Source organism: Mycobacteriales bacterium, assembly GCA_035504215.1.
In the GTDB taxonomy this organism is placed as follows: Bacteria; Actinomycetota; Actinomycetes; order JAFAQI01; family JAFAQI01; genus DATAUK01.
In genome coordinates this window covers 1-3,934 of the sequence record DATJSI010000064.1, presented here as the reverse complement: position 1 = coordinate 3,934, position 3,934 = coordinate 1, and the positions used below count along the sequence as shown (strand labels likewise).

The window sequence follows — 3,934 nt, the reverse complement described above, 5'->3', positions numbered from 1 at the left end:
TGGCCGGTGAGAACAGCGGTGATCACAAGGCGACGCTTCGACATGCCGAAGCCTGAGCGGCCACCGCTATTCCGATGACCTGCGACACGCTATTCCGATGACCTGAGACACCCCATTCCGATGTCCTGAGCCAGGACACTGTCGGGGGCACTTAGGTGATCCTTCCCGTTTCAGCACACGACCGGGCTCACGCACGCCCCCATTGAGCGTCATATCGGTACACACGACGAGTCAAGGGACCCGGTTGTGTGCAGAAGTGTGCCGAAGGCACGCGCCGACACGTTGCCACGGCCGCTGTCAACGTCGCGCCCGGCTCGGGCGTTGAGCGGGTATGTCTGGGTTTGCTGCCGACGAGCAGCTGCTGCTCGCCTACCTGTGCCGCGGAGTGGCACGGCAGTTTCCCGAGCTGCCGCCGGCCACGGTCGCCGCGAGCATCACCGACGCCGGTCGCGCTCTGCAGGCATCCGGGCTCAACGACGCCGAGCGGCTGCGCAGGGTCGACCAGCTCGCGCGGCGCGAGCTGGCAGCCGCCCAACGCAGGAAGCCGGACACCGACCGCTAACTTCCCCGGACCGGCGATGACATGCTGATCCGCGTGCTGAGACCCGCAACCGAGGCCGACCTCGCCGATCTCGTGCGGCTCGCGCGAGCCTTCTACGACGAGGACGGGTTCCGCACCGGCGACGACGACCTGCGGGCGCGCTTCGGCGTACTGCTGCACGACTCCGACGCCAACATCACGGTGGCCACCGAGTCGGGCGCGACGGTCGGCTTCGCCCTCACGACGACCCGGCTGATCCTCGAGTCCGGCCTGGCCGCCGAGCTTCAAGATCTCTACGTGCGGCCCGAGCATCGGCGCCAGGGGATCGGAGCGGCCCTGATTGGCGATGCCGAGCAGTGGGCACGCGCCAGATCGGCCACGCTGCTCGAAGTCGTGGTCGCACCGAACGGCCGCGACGTCAGCCACCTGCACCGCTACTACGGAGCCCTGGGGTACGTCGACGAGGGCCGGCAGATCCTCAGCCGCGACCTGTAGCTCGTGCGGCAGCGTCGGGCGCGCCCGAAACGGCGAACCGGCGGTCTACCGGCCGGCTTCGGTTCCTCTGCCGACCGGCCCGTGCATCGCAAACCGGCCCCGCCAGTGTCGCCGCGTGGGCAACGAGATGACGGTCGCTTCTTCGGCTGCGCCGGCCGATATCGCGGCGTCGCCGTCCGCGCCGTGCGCATAGAGGAACACGATCTGCTCGCCGCGCACCTCGTACCACTCGATGACCGGCCGCCCGCTCAGACCGGGCTCTTGGAACTTGAACCGCCACAGGTCGCCGGCGACCTTCATCCGGGCGCCATCTTTCGATCCGCCGACGAACTGAGCGTCGCGCAGGGGAAGGAACGGCGGCAGGCCGCTCATGCCGGGGACCTTAGTTCGGATCGATCTGCTCCGCGAGGCCCGTTCGGGCCAGTCCGATCGAACTAGACAGCGAGCTAGCGCTCCCGGGCGAATCCCATCGGCATACCGGCCCCTGTGCGTGATTCGGCCCCTGGTTACTCGCCGTTCGGCGAGGGTAGGTCGCGAGCGCGGACGGCCCGTGGAGGGTGTGGAGCGCCCTGGAAGGCCACGGGCCGCCCGAGCCGGTCGGCCGCGAGCGCGCGGCGGTAGCGTCGCACCAGTGGATGTCTTGCCCGCGGCGGTCACCGCACTGGGTGCTCGCCTGCAAGACCTCGGCTGGGTGCCCGATCTGCTGGTGGGCGGATCGCTGGCCACCGGCGACTACGTGCCCGGCGTCAGCGACCTCGATCTGGTTGCCATCGTGGAGGGGCGGCTGAGCCCAGCCCGCGTGGCCCGACTGGTCGCCATTCACGAGGATCTGGATCGCGGCGAAGCGGCCGGCGCGGACCTTGGCTGCGTGTACGTCGCGGCCGGCCGGATCTCCGCAGCTGCCGTCCGGCATCCGACCTGGACCCACGGCTATCTCGTCTACCGGACCGTCTCGGGCATCACGCGGGCCGAGCTCGCGCGGCACGGCTTCCCGGCGTACGGGCGAGCACCCAGCGAGGTGCTGCCGCCCGTGACCGACGACGAGATCCGCGGCGCCGCTCGCGACGAGCTGTGCGGCTACTGGGCGTGGGCGGCTCGCCACCCCCGGATGTGGCTGAGCCCCGTGATCGCCGAGCTCGGGCTGACCTCGATGGCCCGCGGTCGTTCCGCGATGCGGACCGGCCAGCTGCTGTCCAAGGGTGACGCGATCGAGCAGGCGCACGCACCGGACTGGCTCAAGGACCAGCTACGCGCGCGCCGGCGCGGCGAGCAGGTCACCTCGCCGCGCCTCCCGACCGCGTGGATCGCCTGGACCGATGCCCGTCGAACCGTTCGAGCGGCTCGGGCCGGCGCTGCCTGAGCGGCCCGGCCTGCGGTTGTCGGGCCGGGACAGGGGAACCCTTGCATCGAGGTGACGTGAAGATGCCTGCTTGGGTGATTGCCCTCATTGTTGTCGCTGGCGTGATCCTGCTGGGGAGCGCGCTGTCGAATGTCTTGCCGGACCGGCTGCGCAAGGTGGATAGCAAGACCGCTGACGACATCGATCAGATGCGTGCCACGATCCTCAACCCGACCGCGCTGCCGATGCACGACCATGGGTTCGACCGACCGCGCTGACGCGGCGAGAGCGCTCGTGGTCACGCATTGCGAACCTCGATCAGCGAGATCGTGTTGCCGTCCGGGTCGGCCATCGTCGACTTGAGTCCGGACGCGCCAACCGGCTCGATGGGAGTCGGATCGATCCCCCGTGCACGGACGTCGTCGACTGCCGCCTCGAGGTCCGGCACCGCGATCGTCACGAGAGCACGCCCGGCGCGGTCAGCATCCTCGACGACGTAGATCCAACCGTCGCCGACGACCCGCCACATCACCTCGGTGTCGTGCGCGACGATGTCGGCCGGACGCCCGAACAACTGCGTGTACCAGTCCACCGCCGCCGCGAACCCCGCAACCGGGACACCTGCGAACAACACGTCCATGCTCACGCCGGCCACGATGTCATGTGCGGTGCTGCGAGTCCCCTGCACCCGCGCCAGGTGCTCGCAGCAATGCTCATGGGCGCCGCGCCTCGCGCTCTGTCTAGGACTCGAGGACCTTGAAGGCGAGGTGGCGCGTGCCGCGGAGCTGTACGAGCGTGAACCACACCGGGAGCAGCCGGTCGACCAGATCCTGCTGGTCCGCGCCGAGAAAGACCGGGCGCAGCCCGACGCCCGCGATCAGCTCCTCGACCTGGTCCCGGTCGGCCTCGGCAGATGAGTAGAGCAGGTCCGCGGTGACACCGTCGAAATCCGGGTCCGCGAAGTTCTCCCAACCCAGACTGTTGAACGCCCGCGCATAGCGGGCACCGGGCGCCGCCTCGGCGATCGCGGCCGAGGAGTTCGCGACCGGTGCGCCGATGTTGTTCGTTGCATCGACGACCAGCTTCCCGTCCAGCGCGGCGGCGTGCTCATCGAGCAGCTGCTCGACCGCCTTGGCAGGTACGGCGAGCAACACCGCGTCCGCGCCGTCGATCGCCGCCGCGATGCCGGCGACCGACGTACCGTCCGCCTCCGATGACGGGTCCCGCACCCCGTAGACGACCTCGTGACCGGCGCCGGACAGCGCCCGCCCGATCGTGCCGCCGATGTTGCCCCGTCCGATCACTGCGACCTTCATGTCCGACTCCTCGCCGTCGTGTACTGACCGCCAGCAACCGGATCCGCCGCGCTATTCCCCACGTCACTCGTGATCTTGACGTTGGGGGGCGGCGGATGGGGCGGGCCGGTTACGTGAGCAGGCCGCGGGCGTAGAAGTCCGAACGATCGGCAAGACCCGGCAGCACGAAGAAGTAGCCGCCGCCGATCGGGCTCACGTAGTCGACCATCGGCTCGCCGATCAGCCGCTTCTGGTTGGCCACGA

At 69.6% G+C, this 3,934-nt stretch carries 7 protein-coding genes and 1 pseudogene; 4 read left to right on the top strand and 4 right to left on the bottom strand.

Annotated features, from left to right (window positions below):
• Window positions 1–331 precede the first annotated feature (331 nt).
• The gene (locus tag VME70_08190; protein HTW20172.1) at window positions 332–562 is read left to right on the top strand and encodes a hypothetical protein; all 231 of its coding nucleotides are present in this window, start codon (window positions 332–334) and stop codon (window positions 560–562) included.
• Window positions 563–595: 33 nt separating this feature from the next.
• Window positions 596–1,036, top strand: coding sequence for a GNAT family N-acetyltransferase (locus VME70_08185; GenBank protein HTW20171.1), 441 nt, complete (start codon window positions 596–598; stop codon window positions 1,034–1,036).
• A 45-nt stretch (window positions 1,037–1,081) separates the two neighbouring features.
• On the opposite strand, the gene VME70_08180 is transcribed toward VME70_08185, so the two are convergent.
• On the bottom strand, window positions 1,082–1,408 hold the full coding sequence (locus VME70_08180) for a hypothetical protein (protein HTW20170.1): 327 nt from the start codon (window positions 1,406–1,408) through the stop codon (window positions 1,082–1,084).
• Window positions 1,409–1,667: 259 nt separating this feature from the next.
• Here VME70_08180 and VME70_08175 point away from each other — a divergent pair, with 259 nt between their 5' ends.
• Window positions 1,668–2,396: a hypothetical protein gene (locus VME70_08175; protein ID HTW20169.1), complete on the top strand. Its 729-nt coding sequence runs from the start codon at window positions 1,668–1,670 to the stop codon at window positions 2,394–2,396.
• 62 nt (window positions 2,397–2,458) lie between these two features.
• Window positions 2,459–2,653 carry a hypothetical protein gene (locus VME70_08170; protein ID HTW20168.1) on the top strand — a complete coding sequence of 65 codons (195 nt, stop codon included), beginning with the start codon at window positions 2,459–2,461 and terminating at the stop codon, window positions 2,651–2,653.
• 20 nt (window positions 2,654–2,673) lie between these two features.
• On the opposite strand, the gene VME70_08165 is transcribed toward VME70_08170, so the two are convergent.
• The 3 genes and pseudogenes from VME70_08165 to VME70_08155 all read right to left on the bottom strand — a co-directional run.
• Complete coding sequence (locus tag VME70_08165; GenBank protein ID HTW20167.1) at window positions 2,674–3,015, bottom strand: VOC family protein; 342 nt, start codon at window positions 3,013–3,015, stop codon at window positions 2,674–2,676.
• A 100-nt stretch (window positions 3,016–3,115) separates the two neighbouring features.
• Window positions 3,116–3,697, bottom strand: a pseudogene (locus VME70_08160) (NAD(P)-binding domain-containing protein).
• Between the two features lie 103 nt (window positions 3,698–3,800).
• Window positions 3,801–3,934 (bottom strand): deferrochelatase/peroxidase EfeB (locus VME70_08155; protein HTW20166.1); only part of this gene is annotated, 134 nt, incomplete at its 5' end.